This is a genomic window from Bradyrhizobium sp. 33ap4, from assembly GCF_032654765.1.
GTDB classification, from domain to species: Bacteria; Pseudomonadota; Alphaproteobacteria; order Rhizobiales; family Xanthobacteraceae; genus Bradyrhizobium; species Bradyrhizobium australafricanum.
In genome coordinates this window covers 51,330-66,025 of sequence record NZ_JAUMTJ010000016.1, presented here as the reverse complement: position 1 = coordinate 66,025, position 14,696 = coordinate 51,330, and the positions used below count along the sequence as shown (strand labels likewise).

14 protein-coding genes are annotated in these 14,696 nt (G+C 64.6%); 10 read left to right on the top strand and 4 right to left on the bottom strand.

Annotated elements, in window-relative coordinates; all coding sequences use genetic code 11:
- The first annotated feature begins 89 nt into the window (after window positions 1-89).
- From Q2M23_RS14425 to Q2M23_RS14385, 9 genes are all read left to right on the top strand, one after another.
- Complete coding sequence (locus tag Q2M23_RS14425) at window positions 90-1,079, top strand: sulfate ABC transporter substrate-binding protein (RefSeq protein WP_057016182.1); 990 nt, start codon at window positions 90-92, stop codon at window positions 1,077-1,079.
- Window positions 1,080-1,129: 50 nt separating this feature from the next.
- Window positions 1,130-1,936, top strand: a complete 807-nt coding sequence (gene cysT, locus Q2M23_RS14420; protein ID WP_076824967.1) for a sulfate ABC transporter permease subunit CysT — start codon at window positions 1,130-1,132, stop codon at window positions 1,934-1,936.
- A gap of 9 nt (window positions 1,937-1,945) precedes the next feature.
- Window positions 1,946-2,908 (top strand): sulfate ABC transporter permease subunit CysW, encoded by a 963-nt coding sequence (gene cysW, locus Q2M23_RS14415; protein WP_229191033.1) that lies wholly within the window; start codon window positions 1,946-1,948, stop codon window positions 2,906-2,908.
- Window positions 2,898-3,947, top strand: a complete 1,050-nt coding sequence (locus Q2M23_RS14410; RefSeq protein ID WP_028342240.1) for a sulfate/molybdate ABC transporter ATP-binding protein — start codon at window positions 2,898-2,900, stop codon at window positions 3,945-3,947. Before cysW ends, Q2M23_RS14410 begins: the two co-directional genes overlap by 11 nt.
- Window positions 3,948-4,146: 199 nt before the next feature.
- The gene (locus Q2M23_RS14405; protein WP_028334729.1) at window positions 4,147-4,644 is read left to right on the top strand and encodes a CAP domain-containing protein; all 498 of its coding nucleotides are present in this window, start codon (window positions 4,147-4,149) and stop codon (window positions 4,642-4,644) included.
- A 106-nt stretch (window positions 4,645-4,750) separates the two neighbouring features.
- On the top strand, window positions 4,751-5,920 hold the full coding sequence (locus Q2M23_RS14400; RefSeq protein WP_316395943.1) for a DUF3734 domain-containing protein: 1,170 nt from the start codon (window positions 4,751-4,753) through the stop codon (window positions 5,918-5,920).
- Between the two features lie 12 nt (window positions 5,921-5,932).
- Window positions 5,933-6,721 carry a 3-hydroxybutyrate dehydrogenase gene (locus Q2M23_RS14395; RefSeq protein ID WP_137476689.1) on the top strand — a complete coding sequence of 263 codons (789 nt, stop codon included), beginning with the start codon at window positions 5,933-5,935 and terminating at the stop codon, window positions 6,719-6,721.
- A gap of 202 nt (window positions 6,722-6,923) precedes the next feature.
- Window positions 6,924-8,315 (top strand): FAD-binding oxidoreductase, encoded by a 1,392-nt coding sequence (locus Q2M23_RS14390; protein ID WP_316395942.1) that lies wholly within the window; start codon window positions 6,924-6,926, stop codon window positions 8,313-8,315.
- A 24-nt stretch (window positions 8,316-8,339) separates the two neighbouring features.
- Complete coding sequence (locus tag Q2M23_RS14385) at window positions 8,340-9,521, top strand: CynX/NimT family MFS transporter (RefSeq protein WP_316395941.1); 1,182 nt, start codon at window positions 8,340-8,342, stop codon at window positions 9,519-9,521.
- An 82-nt stretch (window positions 9,522-9,603) separates the two neighbouring features.
- On the opposite strand, the gene Q2M23_RS14380 is transcribed toward Q2M23_RS14385, so the two are convergent.
- Together Q2M23_RS14380 and Q2M23_RS14375 are read right to left on the bottom strand one after the other, a co-directional pair.
- Window positions 9,604-10,986, bottom strand: a complete 1,383-nt coding sequence (locus Q2M23_RS14380) for an oligosaccharide flippase family protein (protein ID WP_156436122.1) — start codon at window positions 10,984-10,986, stop codon at window positions 9,604-9,606.
- 189 nt (window positions 10,987-11,175) lie between these two features.
- Window positions 11,176-12,015, bottom strand: coding sequence for a protein-disulfide reductase DsbD domain-containing protein (locus Q2M23_RS14375; protein ID WP_057016158.1), 840 nt, complete (start codon window positions 12,013-12,015; stop codon window positions 11,176-11,178).
- Between the two features lie 136 nt (window positions 12,016-12,151).
- Here Q2M23_RS14375 and Q2M23_RS14370 point away from each other — a divergent pair, with 136 nt between their 5' ends.
- Window positions 12,152-12,811: a YqgE/AlgH family protein gene (locus Q2M23_RS14370; protein WP_057016159.1), complete on the top strand. Its 660-nt coding sequence runs from the start codon at window positions 12,152-12,154 to the stop codon at window positions 12,809-12,811.
- Window positions 12,812-12,892: 81 nt separating this feature from the next.
- Here Q2M23_RS14370 and Q2M23_RS14365 read toward each other — a convergent pair whose 3' ends face one another.
- Window positions 12,893-13,780 (bottom strand): TauD/TfdA dioxygenase family protein, encoded by an 888-nt coding sequence (locus tag Q2M23_RS14365; protein ID WP_057016160.1) that lies wholly within the window; start codon window positions 13,778-13,780, stop codon window positions 12,893-12,895.
- 101 nt (window positions 13,781-13,881) lie between these two features.
- Window positions 13,882-14,661 (bottom strand): SDR family NAD(P)-dependent oxidoreductase, encoded by a 780-nt coding sequence (locus Q2M23_RS14360; protein WP_076825229.1) that lies wholly within the window; start codon window positions 14,659-14,661, stop codon window positions 13,882-13,884.
- Window positions 14,662-14,696: the final 35 nt, after the last annotated feature.

Here is a 14,696-nt window from a genome sequence, read left to right as displayed (position 1 = left end):
GAAAACCGGTTTCGTTGACTTAAGACCACTTCGCCGTGAGTTATGTCTTGCGTGTTCCCTGACATTTCTCAGGTTGAATGGAGAGCGAAATGATCCGTCGTATCCTGCCGCTGGTCGCGGGACTGTTGTGGGCGAGCTCGGCCTTCGCGGCCGACTATTCGCTGCTGAACGTGTCGTATGATCCGACCCGCGAGCTCTATGTCGATTTCAACAAGGCGTTCGCCGCGGCCTATCAGAAGGAAACCAGCAAGAGCGTCGAGATCAAGCAGTCGCATGGCGGCTCCGGCTCGCAGGCGCGCTCGGTGATCGACGGATTGCAGGCCGATGTCGTCACGCTGGCGCTCGCCTATGACATCGATGCGATCGCGGGCAAGGGCCTGATCGCGGCCGACTGGCAGAAGCGGCTGCCGCTCAACGCCTCGCCCTACACCTCGACCATCGTGTTCCTGGTGCGCAAGGGCAATCCCAAAGGCATCAAGGATTGGGACGATTTGATTAAACCCGGCGTCAGCGTCATCACGCCGAACCCGAAGACCTCGGGCGGCGCGCGCTGGAACTATCTCGCCGCCTGGGGCTATGCGCAGAAGAAGTTCGGCTCCGCGGACAAGGCGAAGAAGTTCGTCGCCGATCTCTATCAGAACGTGCCGGTGCTCGACACCGGCGCGCGCGGCTCGACCGTGACTTTCGTCGAGCGCGGCGTCGGCGACGTGCTGCTGGCGTGGGAGAACGAAGCCTTTCTGGCGCTTCGCGAATTCGGCGCGGACAAGTTCGAGATCGTGGCCCCGGCGCAGTCGATCCTGGCCGAGCCGCCGGTCGCCGTGGTCGACAAGGTCGCCGACAAGAAGGGCACCCGCGCCGTCGCCGAGGCCTATCTGAAGTACTGGTACACCAAGGAAGGCCAGGAGATCGCCGCGCGCAACTCGTACCGACCGCGCGATCCCGAGATCGCCAAGGAGTACGAAAAATCCTTCGCCAAGGTTGAACTTTTCACCATCGACGACGTTTTTGGTGGTTGGACCAAGGCCCAGAAGGAGCACTTCGCCGAGGGCGGCATCTTCGATCAGATCTACAAGAACTGATCGGATTATCAGGGGGATATGTGAGCACAGCGGTTGCACGGCGCAGTACCCTGCCGGGGTTCGGTCTCACCATGGGACTGACCCTGACATGGCTGTCCGTTATCATCCTGATTCCGCTGGCCGCGCTGTTCCTCAAGACGTTCGAGCTGAGCCTCGACCAGTTCTGGGGCATCCTCACCAGCCGCCGCACCCTGAACGCCCTGAAGATTTCGTTTGGGCTTTCGTTTGCGGCCGCATGCGTCAACCTGGTGATGGGCACCGTCATCGTCTGGGCGCTGGTGCGTTATCGCTTTCCGGGCCGGCGGCTGTTCGACGCCATCGTCGATGTTCCGTTTGCCTTGCCGACGGCGGTCGCCGGCGTCGCGCTGACGCAGCTGTTCGCCCAGAAGGGCTGGCTCGGCGCGCCGCTCGCCGAGCTCGGCATCAAGGTCGCGTTCACGCCGATCGGCATCTTCATCGCGATGATCTTCATCGGCATTCCCTTCGTGGTGCGCACGGTGCAGCCGGTGCTGATCGATCTTGATCCCGAGATCGAGGAGGCGGCGGCGAGCCTGGGCGCCAATCGCTGGCACACCGTGTTTCGCGTCATCCTGCCGAGCTTGATTCCGGCGCTGCTCACCGGCTTCGCGCTCGCCTTCGCCCGCGCCATCGGTGAATACGGCTCGGTGATCTTCATCGCCGGCAATCTGCCCAATGTCTCCGAGATCGCGCCGCTGTTGATCGTGATCCGGCTGTCCGAATTCCGCTACGCCGATGCCACCGCGATCGCGGTCGTGATGCTGGTGGCCTCGTTCCTGATCATCTTCCTGATCAACCGGCTGCAGCGCTGGGCGCAAGCCCGCATCCCCGTGCATTGAGGTCTTGCGATGTCGATGCAGACGGGATTGGTGACCTCGACCACGCAACTGCGGACCTACGCACCCGCGACCGATGTCAGCGTCGCGGCGCCGGCGCCGCGGCTCGAGATCGGTCGCGCGGAGCCGGGGACGGCGCAGCGCAATTTGCGCACTGAACCCGGCCCGATCCGCTTCATCATCATCGCGCTCGCGATCGCCTTCCTCAGCATCTTCGTCGTGCTGCCGCTGGTCGTGGTGTTCGCGTCGGCGTTCTCGAAGGGGATCGGCGCGTATCTCGCGGCGCTGGCGGAACCCGAGGCGCTCGCCGCCATCAAGCTGACGCTCTTGATCGCCGCGATCTCGGTCACGCTCAATCTCGTGTTCGGGGTGATCGCGGCCTGGGCGATCTCGAAGTTCGAATTCACCGGCAAGACCTTCCTGATCACGCTGATCGACCTGCCGTTCTCGGTGTCGCCGGTGATTTCGGGCCTGGTCTACGTGCTGCTGTTCGGCGCGCAGGGCTATTTCGGGCCGTGGCTGCAGGCGCATAACGTCCACATCCTGTTCGCGGTGCCCGGCATCGCGCTGGCGACGATCTTCGTCACTTTCCCCTTCGTGGCGCGCGCGCTGATCCCGCTGATGCAGGAGCAGGGCACCCAGGAAGAGGAGGCGGCGATCTCGCTCGGCGCCTCCGGCCTGCAGACCTTCTTCCGCGTCACGCTGCCCAACATCAAATGGGGCCTGCTGTACGGCGTCCTGCTCTGCAACGCGCGCGCGATGGGCGAGTTCGGCGCGGTGTCGGTCGTCTCCGGCCACATCCGCGGCGAGACCAACACGATGCCGCTGCTGGTCGAAATTCTTTACAACGAGTACCAGTTCGTCGCCTCGTTCGCGATCGCATCGCTGCTCGCGATGCTGGCGCTGATCACCCTGGTGGCGAAAACCGTTCTCGAACGGCGGCTCGACGAGGCAGAGGTGCCCGATGGCGATTGAAGTCAAGAATATCGTAAAGACGTTCGGCAGCTTTGCCGCGCTCGATAATGTCGACCTCAAGGTCGCCGACGGCGAGTTGCTGGCGCTGCTCGGTCCGTCCGGTTCCGGCAAGACGACGCTGCTGCGCATCATCGCGGGCCTGGACTGGCCCGACTCGGGCGAGGTCGCGATCGACGGCGAGAATGCGCTCTCGCGCGGCGCCAGCGAGCGCCAGGTCGGCTTCGTGTTCCAGCACTACGCGCTGTTCCGCCACATGACGGTGTTCGAGAACGTCGCCTTCGGCCTGCGCGTGCAGCCGCGCGCGATCCGCAAGGACGAGGCGACGATCCGTGCCCGCGTCAAGGAGTTGCTCGACCTGGTGCAGCTCGATTGGCTGGCCAATCGCTATCCCAGCCAATTGTCCGGCGGCCAGCGCCAGCGCATCGCGCTGGCGCGCGCGCTCGCGATCGAGCCGCGGATCCTCCTGCTCGACGAGCCGTTCGGCGCGCTCGATGCCAAGGTGCGCAAGGAGCTCAGGCAATGGCTGCGCTCGCTGCACAACGAGATCCACGTCACCTCGATCTTCGTCACCCATGACCAGGAAGAAGCGCTCGAAGTCGCCAACCGCGTCGTGGTGATGGACAAGGGCAAGATCGAGCAGATCGGCTCGCCCGGCGAGGTCTATGACAATCCGGCGACCGCCTTCGTGCACGGCTTCATCGGCGAATCCATCGTGCTGCCGGTCGACGTCGCCGGCGATGCGGTGCGGCTGGATGGTCGTCCCCTGAACATTCCGGCGCTCGGCGCGGCATCGGGCGCGGCCAAGCTGTTCGTCCGTCGCCACGACATGGCGGTCGGCCCGGCTGGAACCGGCGCCCTGGAAGGCGCCATCCGGCATGTCCGCTCGTTCGGTCCGATCCAGCGCGCCGAGGTGGCCCTGTCGGGGAGCGAGGGCAAGACCGTGATCGAGATCGACGCCCCCCGCGACCGCGAGCTCCAGGCCGGCGAAATCGTCTCGCTGCAGCCCCGCCGCTATCGGATCTTTGCCGCCCAGGAGTAGGCATCCGGGCGACGGTTCCTGACCACATCCACCGTCATTCCGGGGCGGTCCGTAGGACCGAGCCCGGAATCTCGAGATTCCGGGCTCGCTTCGCGCCCCGGAATGACGGCATTTCGCAGCCAAAAGTTAGCCCCTGTTCACCATTCAGCCACGGTTGGTATGCAACAACGGCGGGCCAATCTTTGGGGGTTTTCTTACAGTGAAACGGACGACGGTCGCCCTGTTCGGGCTTCTGCTGCTTGCCGGCTGCGGCACGGACACCAAAATCCCGGAAGAACCGACCATGTATCTCAACATGGCCCAACCCGGCGCTGTCCTGGATAGCCAGGCGGCCGCGATCATGTTTTCGCAGTATCGCCAGAACAATGGTCTTGGCACCGTGGTGGTCGATCCGGACCTGACCAAGCTCGCCGAGCAGCAGTCGCAGGCGATGGCCGCCCGCAACAAGATGGACCATGACGTAAAGGCCCCGCTCGGCAAGCGGCTGCAGGCCGGAGGCTATCCCGCCACCGTCGCGGTCGAGAACATCTCGGCCGGCTATCACACGCTGGCGGAAGCCTTTTCGGGCTGGCGTGATTCACCGCCGCACAAGGCCAATATGCTGAAGAGCGGTGTCACAAAAATGGGCATCGCGGCGGTCTATGCTCCCAACACCAAGTACAAGGTGTTCTGGACGCTCATTTTGGCGGCAACCTGATCTCGATAAATTCCGCGTGATCTAACCCCATAATCTCGCTGATTGACGCCGCGGCGAACTGTCGCCACGGTTGCGGCTCAAGTCGTTTTTGAGCGAACGGTTACGAATGGATACTTCCGACACCGCGCCTGCCTCGACGCCGGCGCAAGCGCAGCGCGTGCTGGTTCTTCAAGGCGGCGGCGCGCTCGGCTCCTATCAGGCCGGCGCCTTTCAGGCCCTCTGTCACGCAGGCTTCGAGCCGGAATGGATCGCCGGCATCTCGATCGGCGCCATCAACGCCGCGATCATCGCCGGCAACGAGCCGGCCGAGCGCGTGCCGCGGCTGAAGGAATTCTGGGAGATGGTGTCGGCGCCGGTGCCGTGGAATCCGGTCTCCAACCATGAGCGCGCCCGCTCGCTGTTCAACGAGACCAGTGCCGCCATCATCGCGACCTTCGGCGTGCCCGGCTTCTTCACGCCGCGGATTCCGCCGGCGCCGCTGTGGCCGCCCGGCAGCTCGCAATCGCTGAGCTATTACGACACCGGGCCCTTGAAGAAGACGTTGGAGCGCCTCGTTGATTTCGACCGCATCAACGATCTGAAGACGCGCCTGTCGGTCGGCGCGGTGAGCGTCACCTCGGGCAATTTCCGCTATTTCGACAATTACGAGTTCAGGAAGCTCGGCAAGAAGATAGGCCCCGAGCACATCATGGCCTCGGGCGCGCTGCCGCCGGGCTTTCCGTCCGTCGTCATCGAGGGCGAGCATTATTGGGACGGCGGCATCGCTTCCAACACCCCGCTCGACTTCGTGCTCGACGAGGAGACCAGCCGCGATCTCCTGATCTTCCAGGTCGATCTGTTCAGCGCGCGCGGGCCGTTGCCGGAGACGCTGCTGGAGGCCGCCGAGCGCGAGAAGGACATCCGCTATTCCAGCCGGACGCGGATGAACACCGACAAGAACCGGCAGATCCACAACGCCCGCATGGCGGTACGCGACCTGATCGGCAAGCTGCCCGATTACCTGAAGAACGATCCCTCGGTCGAGCTGCTGCGCAAGGCGTCCAAGGAGAACACCGTCACGGTGGTTCATCTGATCTACAAGAGCAAGAACTACGAGAGCTCCTCGAAGGACTACGACTTCTCCCATGTTGCGATGGTCGAGCACTGGGGCGCGGGCGTCCGCGACGTGCATTTGTCGATGCGTCACAAAGAATGGCTAGAACGGCCGCAGTCCGGGGAGACCATGGTGACTTACGACCTCACGGGGAATGAACCCACACCCCCCGCAAGCAAATAGGAGCGACCGATAATGGGTACGTTGACAGGCAAGACCGCCGTTGTGACCGGCTCGACCAGCGGCATCGGATTGGCGATCGCGCGCGCCTTCGCCGGCGCCGGCGCCAATATCGTTCTCAACGGCATGGGCGTTCCGGCCGATATCGAGAAGGAGCGTTCCGGCATCGAGACCGACTTCAAGGTCAAGGCCGTGCATTCGCCGGCCGACATGACCAAGCCGGCCGAGATCGCCGACATGATTGCGCTCGGCGAGAAGACCTTCGGTTCGGTCGATATCCTCGTCAACAATGCCGGCATCCAGTTCGTTGCGCCGATCGAGGAATTCCCGCCGGAGAAGTGGGAAGCGATCATCGCGATCAATCTGTCGTCCGCGTTCTACGGCATCCGCGCCGCGGTGCCCGGCATGAAGAAGCGCGGCTGGGGCCGCATCATCAACACCGCCTCGGCGCACTCGCTGGTCGCTTCGCCGTTCAAGTCGGCCTATGTCTCGGCCAAGCACGGCATCGCCGGCCTCACCAAGACGGTGGCGCTGGAGCTCGCGCAGCACAAGATCACCTGCAACTGCATCAGCCCGGGCTATGTCTGGACCCCGCTGGTCGAGCACCAGATCCCGGAGACCATGAAGGCGCGCAACATGACCAAGGAGCAGGTCATCAAGGACGTGCTGCTCGCCGCGCAGCCGACCAAGGAGTTCGTGACCTCCGATCAGGTTGCGGCGCTTGCGCTGTTCCTGTGCAGCGACGATGCCGCGCAGATCACCGGCTCCAACTACTCGATCGACGGCGGCTGGACCGCGGAGTAATTTTTCCGGCGGGATTTGGCGGCCTCAGAACAAGCCGGCCCTGATTGGATCAGGGCCGGCTTTTGTTTTGGGGCTGCAAGCGTCGCCATCGCCTGGAGCCATCGCTTTTGGCGAAATTTTGCAACTTTTTCCGATCGGATTCAGGACGATTTGGCACGCCGTGGGATGATGGCATGGGCATTCCTGACGAGGAGCAAATCGGATGGAGCAGCGGCAGGCAAATAACGAGGTGATGGGCGAGCCGCATTCCGAGCTTCGGCCCAGCTCCCAGCTACGGCTCAAGGGCCAAGTGGTCCTCGACGGGAGCGCCGGTTACGACGAGGCGCGCAAGGTCTGGAACGGCGCCGTCGACAGGCGGCCGGCCATGATCGCCTACTGCGCGGATACCCGGGATGTGGTCGAGGCTGTGACATTCGCGAAGTCCCGCACGTTCCCGGTGGCCGTTCGCAGCGGAGGCCACAATGTCGCTGGCCTCTCGGTCTGTGACGGCGGCATGGTCATCGACCTGTCCCGGATGAAGCGCATCGATGTCGATCCGGTCCGGCGCACCGCGCGCGCGGAAGCCGGCCTCGATCTCGGCGAATTCGATCGTGCCACGCAGGCGCACGGCCTGGCGACCACCATGGGGGTCAATAGCGACACCGGCATCGCCGGGCTCACGCTTGGCGGCGGCTTCGGCAAGCTCGGGCGAAAATACGGGTTGACCTGCGACAACCTGATTGCCGCCGAAGTGGTGACAGCCGAGGGACGGGTTTTAAGGGCCAGCGCGACCGAACACCCCGACCTGCTCTGGGGCTTGAGAGGAGGCGGCGGCAATTTCGGCATCGTGACTGCGTTCGAATACCAGTTGCATGCGATCGGCACGTCGTTGCCCGTCGCGTCAACGCTTTATCCTTACGATCAGGCGCGCGAGGCCATGCAGTTCTACGATGAATTCGCCCGCAACGCTGCCGATGAGGTCAACGTCGATGCGGCCCTTGTGACGCTGCCGTCGGGCGAGCGGTTCTTCAACATCTCCGGTTGTTATGTCGGCTCGCATCATGACGGTGAGCGCGCCCTTTCGCCGATCGTCAAGTTCGGCTCGCCCGTCGAGACGCGCCTCGCAACCGTTCCCTATCTCGAGATTCAGTCAGGCGGCGATGCCCTGTTTCCGCGGGGACGTCGCTATTACTGGAAGGCGCAATTCCTGCGCGAGATCGGTGCCGGCGCGATCGACGCGCTGCTCAACGCCTATGCGAGAGCCCCCAACACCTCGTCCTTGCTGGTTCTCCAGCATGTCGGCGGCGCAATTGCACGGGTTCCGGTATCGAGCTCGCCTTACGCAAACCGCGATGCGGCGTTCGACTGCTTTCCGGTCGCGATCTGGGACGATCCGGCCGGTGACGAGGCGAACATGCGTTGGGCGCGCGAGCTGTGGAGTGCCGTCAGGCCCTATTCGACCGGCGGCGTCTATGCCAACAACCTGGGGGATGAGGGCGAAGACCGCGTGCGCGATGCCTATGGTGAAAATTACGCACGTCTTGTCGCGCTCAAGAACAAATACGATCCGACGAATTTCTTCCGCCTGAACCAGAACATCAAGCCGACGACATAGTTCTGGGCATCGGAGAAAATCCAAATGCGAAGCCGCTGGACCATTCTTGCTGCTCTGTTCGTCGCTCGTGCCACCATCGCCTTTCAGTTTCAGAGCGTCGCGGCCATCGCGCCACAGCTCAGCCAGGGTCTGGGCGCGAGCCTGGCCGATATCGGCGTTCTGATCGGGCTCTACTTTGCGCCGGGCGCCTTGCTTGCCTTGCCTGGCGGCGCGATCGGCCGCCGCTATGGCGACAAGGTGGTGGTCCTTGCCGGTCTCCTGATGATGCTGGCAGGCGAACTGCTGATGACCACGTCGACGTCGTGGAGCGTGCAGATCGCGGGCCGACTGACTGCCGGCATCGGCGGCGTGCTCCTGAACGTTCTGATGACCAAGATGGTCGCGGACTGGTTTGCCGGCCGGGAAATCGCCACCGCGATGGCCATTTTCATCAACTCGTGGCCGGCCGGCATCGCAGTCGCTCTCATGCTGTTGCCGGCAATCGGAGCCACGCTCGGACTCCATGCCGTCAATCTTGCCGTCGCCGGGGTGATCCTGATCGGTCTCGGCCTCATCGCTCTGGTTTATCGCGCGCCGGATGCGGCCGTCGCGGTTGAAGGCAAGCACGGCAGCCTGACCGCCGACACGATCTGCGCCGTGATTGCCGCTGGGCTGATCTGGTGTCTCTACAACATCGGTTTTGCGATGATCTTCAGTTTCGGTCCATCGATGCTGGTCGAGCAAGGCTGGTCCGGCGCCGCAGCCGGATCAACCATCAGTATCGTGCTCTGGCTCGCCGCCCTTTCGGTGCCGTTGGGCGGCTTCCTCGCCGATCGGACCAGGCGCGGCGATGTCATCCTGATCACGGGCTGCATCGCCTTCGCGCTCCTGACACTGCTCTTGTCGCGCAGCGGCACGGTGCTTCCCGTCGTCATTGCTCTTGGAATCCTCTGCGGCCTGCCTGCCGGTCCGATCATGAGCCTGCCTGCGCGCGTGCTCGAGCAGAGGACGCGGCCGATCGGAATGGGAATATTCTACACCGTCTTTTACGCCGGCATGCTGGCTGGACCTGCGATCGGAGGAAAGCTCTCCACCGCGGTCGGCTCCGCGAGCGCGGCGCTCGACTTCGGCGCCGCCGTGCTGCTGGCTTGCCCAGCCGTTCTGTGGTTCTTCCGACGCATGGTTGCCGGCCACTCTTGGAAGCAGGCGGACATCAGGCGCGCCTGACCGGCGCAAGGCTGAACGCCGTTAGGCGGGTTTTCCAGTCCGGCGGCGCTCATGCATCGCATGATGCCGCGCCGGCCGAATGCTACGGCGCCGTCCGCCGCTTGCCGAACGCCAGCACGTGCAGCCCGAGGCGCGAGCGCACGACATAGAACAAGAGGATCGTCTCGAAGGTCAGCGACAGCGAGGTCGAGGCGGCGGCGCCCATCCCGCCGTAGCGGGGGACGAGGGCGATGCAGAGCCCGACATTCATCAGGAACGACACCGCATAGGCGGTCGCGCAGATGCTCTGGTGGCCGAGCATGTTCAACAGCCGCTCCACCGGCCCGATCGCCGAGCGGACCACGAGGCCGATCGCGGCGACGAACATGATGCTGTAGCCGTCGACGAATTTCGGGCCGAACAGCCACAGCAGCGGCTTGCCGAACACCAGCAGGGCGACGGTCGCGAGCAGCGAGGGCCAGAACGTCCAGCTGATGGCGTGCGCGACATAGGCCGACAGCCGCTCCTTGTCGCCGAGCGCGTTGTATTCGGCGAAGCGGTGCGCCGTGGTCGCCGCCATCGCGTAGTGCACGAACGACACCAGCGCCAGCGTCTTCACCACGGCGAAATAGATGCCGACCTCCTCGGACGAGCGGAACTGCTGCAGCATCAGCACGTCGGTGTAGCCGAGCAGCAGATAGAAGCTCTCGACCAGCATGATCGGCAGCGAGATCGCGAACCAGCCCTTGACGTCGTAGCTCTTCTCGCCCACCCCGAGATGGGCGGTGAGGCGGCGGTTGAGCACGACCATCTGGCCGATCGCCGCGATGTATACCGCGGCGGCGCTCGCGATCATCGCCGCGGTGGCGCCGAGATTGAGGCCGAGCGCCAGCGCGCCGGCGGTCAGCGCGATGATCAGCCCCTGCCGAACGATGAACTGCGGCATCAGGCCGAGCTGCATCCAGTCATGCGCGCGGGAGATGCCGTCCTGGGTGTTGGCGACGACGAAGGGCGGCAACGTCAGGCAGCCGATATAGAGCGGCACCACCGCGTTGGGATCGATCCAGGGCGAGGCGAGGTGGATCACGCCGGCGAGCAGCAGCGCGACCGTGCTGGACGTCGCCAGCACCACCCAGCGGCCGCCGGAGAGGAAGCCGCGCAGCGCCGCAAGGTCGCCGCGCGCGCGGTATTCCGGAATGATCTTCTGCGCGGAGGGCGCGATGCCGAAATCCATGGTGCTGCCGAGCAGCAGCACCCAGGTCCAGACATAGACATAGATGCCGTAATCCGAGCCGCTCATCCAGCGCGCCAGCAGGATCTGCGCGAGATAGGCGATGCCGGCGCTGATGACGCGGATGGCGAAGATCATGCCGGCGAGGCGCTTGGTGACCGACGCCTCGTTGGTGCCGCCGAGCGCGCGCGCTGCGAGGCCGCGCAGGCGTGCGGCCCGGCCCAATGGCGCGGAGGTTGCCGATTGTGTCTCCATCACAGCCAAGGCGGAAAATTCCTAAAGCGCCGCGTGGCGGCAATGGCCTCCGATCTATCAACGAAACGTTAAGATTGGGTTCGGTGGCGCACCTCTTCGGGGGCGTCCCGGGGCAGTGCGAAGCACTGAAACCGGGAGCTCGAGATTCCGGGTTCGATGCGCTGCTTCACCCCGGAATGACCCTACGGCTCAATTCAAATTGATATTGAATTCGTAGCTTTTGTCGCCGCCGACCAGCGTCAGCTTCAGCGCGGCGCCGTCGGCCTTGGCGCCGGGCGGCAGGCCGTCGAGCTCGAAAGAGAAACGCTTCACGCCCGGCGGCGCCTGCGCAACGAGCTTGGGCACCGGCAGCGCCCAGTCGGGCGTCGGCCCCTCGACGAACAGGCTGAGGTCGCGGCTCTCGGGCGCGCTGACATCGACCAGCACGTTGTTCTTGCCGTCGCGCTTGACGTCGCGGATCGAGAACGGGATCGGGTCGCCGATATTGGCGGGCTTCGGCACCGCGTTGAGCGCTTCCGAAAGCGCGGCGTCCTCGGTCGAGGCGACGCTCGCGAACGCCAGCTCGGCCTTCGCCTCCACCGGTACGCACAGCTTCTCGCACACCGCGTAGTTGATGTCGGCGCGCAGCACCAGCGGCTTGTCGGGATTCTTCGCCACGATGCGCAGCGGCAGCACCACCTGGTGCTTGTAGCCGAGCGAGGTGCCGCCGGCGCCGTCGTCGAATTGCCGCGGCGCCGGCCACATCACGGTGACCGCCTCGACGTTATCCGACCTGGAGAAATCGAACCGCGGCGGCACGCCGGAATCGCCGGGCGTCCGCCAATAGGTCTTCCAGCCGTCCTGCAATTGGAACGCAATGCCGCCAAGCAGCACCGCGCCGCTGCGCGATCCGGCGAGCAGCCGCACCGCCGAATGCGTGTCCTGTTGCCACGGCGAGGCGTCGTCGGCGCGGACCTCCGTTGCCATACATGCGAAGGAAAACAGGGCGGCAACGCCAAATGCGGCACGCAAGGGAACTATGACGATCATGAGACGTCTTTACCCGCAACTTTCGGTGCAAACCATTGAATTGCTTGTGATGCATCGCCGCACGGCGGTCGATGGTTGATTGACAGAACCGCCACCCGATATCAGGATGCCAAATCAGCAGGAAAGGCCTTTGCGGATGCGCCCTGAAGGCAAAACAGGCAAGACTCGCAAAACCGCCGCCGGCAGAAGCCCGGCCGTCGGTGTCCATGCCGCCGAAGGTGGCTATCTCGACGGCCAGATGCTGATCGCGATGCCTGTCATGAACGACCCCCGCTTCGAACGCTCCGTGATCTACATGTGCGCGCATTCCTCCGAGGGCGCGATGGGCATCATCGTCAACCGTCCCGCCGGCAGCATCGATTTCCCCGGGCTACTGGTGCAGCTCGACATCATCGAGAAGTCGGACCAGATCCAGCTGCCCGAGAATGCCGAGATGATGAAGGTGATGAAGGGCGGCCCGGTCGATACCGGCCGCGGCTTCGTGCTGCATTCCAGCGACTTCTACATTCAGGATGCGACGCTGAACATCGACGACGGCATCTCGCTCACCGCGACCGTCGATATCCTGAAAGCGATCGCCAAGGGCGCCGGGCCGAAGCATGCGATCCTCGCGCTCGGCTATGCCGGCTGGGCGCCGGGCCAGCTCGAGAACGAGATCCAGCACAATGGCTGGCTGCATTGCGACGCCGATCCGGAGCTGATCTTCGGTACCGACGTCGACGAGAAATACGCGCGCGCCTTGCGCAAGATCGGCATCGAGGCCGGCATGCTGTCGAACGACGCGGGCCACGCGTAGGCTGTCGCTGAGGTCGTCGACGATCCCAACGCATTCTCAGTGTCGTCCCGGCTTTCGCCGGGACGACACCAGTAGTTCTGCCTACTCCGCCGCCTCCTGCGCGACCGTCGGCTGGGTGCCCGCGACCGTGGCGCGGCGCATGTCGCGGGGCTGCGACTGGTCGTAGCGGCGGACGCGGTGCACGGTCTGGCGGTTGTCCCACATCACGAGGTCATGCACCGTCCATTTGTGCACATAGACGAATTCGGGCTGCGTCGCGTGCTCGGTCAGATCGCGCAGCAGCAGCCGCGCCTCCGGCATGCTCATGCCCCTGATGGCGCCGGCGTGAGAGGACAGATACAGCGACTTGCGGCCGTGCACCGGATGCGTCCGCACCAGGCGCTGCAGCACCGGCTTGAACATCTGCTTCTCCTCGTCGGTGTAGTCGAGGAAGCCGAGCGAGCCGCGCGAATACATCAGCGAGTGCTCGCAGATCATGTCCTCGATCTCGGCCTTGGTCTCGGCGTCGAGCGCGTCATAGGCGGCGCGCATGTCGGCGAATTCGGTGTTGCCGCCCTTCGGGTTCACCACGCGCGCCGACAGCAGCGAGAATTTCGCCGGGATCGGCCGGAACGAGCTGTCGGAATGCCACAGGCAGTTGCCGAGGTTGAACAGATGGGTGCGGTGGTCCTTCGGCAGCGGCTTGCCGTCCTTGCCGAGATTGCTGACGTCGTTCAGCCCGGAGGCGAGGCGGTAGTCCTGCTTCTTCGTCACCGTGCCGCCGCGCGCATCTTCGCGCTCGCCGAAATTCAGCGCGAATGCCATCTGCTGCTCGTCGGAGATGTCCTGGCCGTGGAACACAAGCACGGCGTATTTGTCCATGCCGGCCTCAATGTCGATCGCTTCCTGCTTCGTCAGCGGCTTGCGCAGATCGACGCCGGAAACCTCGCCGACGAAATGCTTGTGAAGCTGCCGGATCAGGACCGTCATTGGCGTATCTCCCCGTCTATCGCGGGCGGTTTTCCCGCTTCATTTGACGGGAAGGCTACTCGACGCGCGCGCGCTGTCAACGCTCGCGGGCCGTGCGCGGGTCAGGCATTCCGCGCCATCAACCCGCCGTCGACCGGAATCACGGCGCCGGTCAGGAACGATGCGGCGGGCAGGCACAGGCTCAGCGTCATGTGCGCGACCTCTTCCGGATCGCCGTAACGGGCGAGCGCGGTGCGGCGCTTGGCGTAGAGCGTCTTGTGCTCCTCGGAGATGCGGTCGGTGATGGCGGTGCGGATCGGGCCCGGGCAGATGCAGTTCACGGTGATGCCCTCGCGTCCCAGTTCCACCGCGAGCGAGCGGGTCAGGCTGGTGACGCCGCCCTTGGCCGCGGAGTAGGGGCTGTGCAGCGCGGTCGCGCCGAGCGCCTCGGTCGAGGCGATGTTGACGATGCGCGGCGAGCGCGACTTGCGCAGGTATGGCAGTGCCGCGCGGATGATGCGCGGATGCGCCGTCAGCATCACCGCGATGCCCTTGGCCCAAGCGTCTTCGTACGCGGGATCGTCGATCGGCACTCGCACCGAGATGCCGGCATTGTTGACGATGATGTCGAGCCCGCCGAAATGCGCGGCGACGTCGTTGACGACTTTGGTGATGGCGTCGCGATCGCCGACGTCGAGCGTCCAGGCCTTCGCCGAGCCGCCGCTTGCCGAAATCTCCTTCGTCACCGCCTGCGTGCCTTCTTCGGTCAGGTCGGTGACCGCGACATTGGCGCCTTCATCGGCAAACACCCGCGCGGTGGCGCGGCCCATGCCGCTGGCGGCGCCGGTGACGAGAACGGTGAGGCCCTTCACCGAACGGCTGAGCTGCTTGTATTCGGACATGACGGACCCCCGTTGATTTTCTGCGTTGTGAGAGA

Excerpts from the sequence above, each read along its gene's own strand:
- Q2M23_RS14425 (WP_057016182.1), top strand. The coding sequence starts at position 90 with ATGATCCGTCGTATCCTGCCGCTGGTCGCGGGACTGTTGTGGGCGAGC.
- cysW (WP_229191033.1), top strand. The coding sequence starts at position 1,946 with ATGTCGATGCAGACGGGATTGGTGACCTCGACCACGCAACTGCGGACC.
- Q2M23_RS14410 (WP_028342240.1), top strand. The coding sequence starts at position 2,898 with ATGGCGATTGAAGTCAAGAATATCGTAAAGACGTTCGGCAGCTTTGCC.
- Q2M23_RS14400 (WP_316395943.1), top strand. The coding sequence starts at position 4,751 with ATGGATACTTCCGACACCGCGCCTGCCTCGACGCCGGCGCAAGCGCAG.
- Q2M23_RS14395 (WP_137476689.1), top strand. The coding sequence starts at position 5,933 with ATGGGTACGTTGACAGGCAAGACCGCCGTTGTGACCGGCTCGACCAGC.
- Q2M23_RS14390 (WP_316395942.1), top strand. The coding sequence starts at position 6,924 with ATGGAGCAGCGGCAGGCAAATAACGAGGTGATGGGCGAGCCGCATTCC.
- Q2M23_RS14385 (WP_316395941.1), top strand. The coding sequence starts at position 8,340 with ATGCGAAGCCGCTGGACCATTCTTGCTGCTCTGTTCGTCGCTCGTGCC.
- Q2M23_RS14380 (WP_156436122.1), bottom strand. The coding sequence starts at position 10,986 with ATGGAGACACAATCGGCAACCTCCGCGCCATTGGGCCGGGCCGCACGC.
- Q2M23_RS14375 (WP_057016158.1), bottom strand. The coding sequence starts at position 12,015 with ATGATCGTCATAGTTCCCTTGCGTGCCGCATTTGGCGTTGCCGCCCTG.
- Q2M23_RS14370 (WP_057016159.1), top strand. The coding sequence starts at position 12,152 with ATGCGCCCTGAAGGCAAAACAGGCAAGACTCGCAAAACCGCCGCCGGC.
- Q2M23_RS14365 (WP_057016160.1), bottom strand. The coding sequence starts at position 13,780 with ATGACGGTCCTGATCCGGCAGCTTCACAAGCATTTCGTCGGCGAGGTT.
- Q2M23_RS14360 (WP_076825229.1), bottom strand. The coding sequence starts at position 14,661 with ATGTCCGAATACAAGCAGCTCAGCCGTTCGGTGAAGGGCCTCACCGTT.